The following is a 1560-nucleotide window of genomic DNA, read 5'->3' as shown; positions in this document are numbered from 1 at the left end:
GGGTCTTGGTCGTGTAAAAACGGCCTTGCGGACGTCCGTCCTGACCACGAGGACGCGGGCGTTTCTCAGGCTGTGATTGCCGCGATCAACGGCTTGACCCCGACGATGTTCATGACCCGTGTGAGGTTGTAGGCCAGAACCGATAGGGCCATCTCGGCGGCTACTTTTGGGAGCGATTTAGTGAGGAAGTGCGTCGCTCCCATACGGGCCTTCATCGTGCCGAACGGATGTTCGACCGTCTCGCGCCGCTGGCGCATCGCTTCCGGGTTTGCGTCAAGGCGCTGCTGCACTGCCTCAAGCAGATGCTCGTGCTCCCACCGTGTAATCCGCCGCTCCGGCCCCGGCGTGCACTGGGATTTGAGCGAACAGGTTTGACAGGCTGTGGTCCAGTAGCGCCGCAACACCTTGCCGTCTTCTTCGTTTGTATAGCGATACGGTAATCGCTCTCCAGCTGGGCAGCGATAGGCATCCTGTTCTGGCAAATAGACAAAGTCCTGCTTACCGAAGCGTCCCTCCGACTTAGCATTTGACGTCTGCGGCTTGGGCAGCGTCACCGTGATTCCGGCCTCGTGGCACGCGAGGATCTCTGGGCTATTGAAGTAGCCGCGATCGGCTACAGCGTCGAGCGTCTCGCTCTTGAGAACGGCCTTTGCCTGTTTGGCCATGTTAGCAAGTTGGGCGCGATCTGAACCGCTGTTCGTGACCTCGTGCGTCACAATCAGATGGTGCTCGGTGTCCACGGCGACCTGTACATTGTAGCCGACAACGCCGGAGCCGCGGCCGCTCGTTGCCATCGAGCGGCTGTCGGGATCGGTCAGAGAGATTTGCTGATCGGACGACGCAAGCATCTGCTTCTCATACGCGGCAAGCTTGCCCATTTCCTCCTTCAGCTTCGTGAGCTTCTCGGCAAGTCTCGTCACCTTCGCAGCCAGCGCCTCTGTCGGCTCCTGGCGGTCGGCCGTGTCAAGTTGGCTCAGATAACGCGCGACGCTCTCCTCCAGCTGAGCACGCCGCCGTTGGACCTTTGCCCGTGTGAAGTTCTTGTCTCGGTTGTTCACGGCTTTGAACTTGCTGCCATCGATGGCGACGCTCGCCGTCGCCAGAAGGCCCATCCCACGGCAGAGTTCGACAAAGCGCGCACAGACCATGCGAAGCGCCAGGCCGTTGTCTTTACGGAAGTCGGCGATGGTCTTGTGATCGGGCGCGAGCCGACCCAGCAGCCACATCACCTCGAGATTGCGGCCGGCCTCCCGTTCGAGCCGCCGGCTCGACTGCACCCGGTTCAGATAGCCGTAGATGTAAAGCTTCAGGAGAACCGAGGGGTGGTACGACGGCCGACCGGTGGCTGCCGGCTCCACCCCTTCAAAACCCATCTCAGACAAATCGAGCGCTTCGACAAATGCGTCGATCACGCGAACGGGGTTGCTCTCGTCAATGAAATCATCGAGGCATTCAGGCAACAGCGTCCATTGCCCACGATCCGCCTCTTCAACGAAGCGCCTCATCGATTCCCCCAAAAGAATCACTGGAGAATCATAACAGCCGCGCAGCGTTTTCACA

The 1560-nt window shown here is 60.0% G+C and carries 1 protein-coding gene; it reads right to left on the bottom strand.

All coding sequences use genetic code 11. The annotated features are described in order from the left end of the window. Positions 1–65: 65 nt before the first annotated feature. On the bottom strand, positions 66–1505 hold the full coding sequence (locus ACQR0W_RS33485; RefSeq protein ID WP_315716201.1) for an IS1182 family transposase: 1440 nt from the start codon (positions 1503–1505) through the stop codon (positions 66–68). Positions 1506–1560: the final 55 nt, after the last annotated feature.

This window comes from Bradyrhizobium sp. HKCCYLRH1034 (assembly GCF_051168375.1).
GTDB lineage: Bacteria > Pseudomonadota > Alphaproteobacteria > Rhizobiales > Xanthobacteraceae > Bradyrhizobium.
This window is presented reverse-complemented; position numbering and strand designations above follow the sequence as displayed.

Coding starts and splice junctions, on each gene's coding strand:
- ACQR0W_RS33485 (WP_315716201.1), bottom strand. CDS start 1,505: ATGAGGCGCTTCGTTGAAGAGGCGGATCGTGGGCAATGGACGCTGTTG.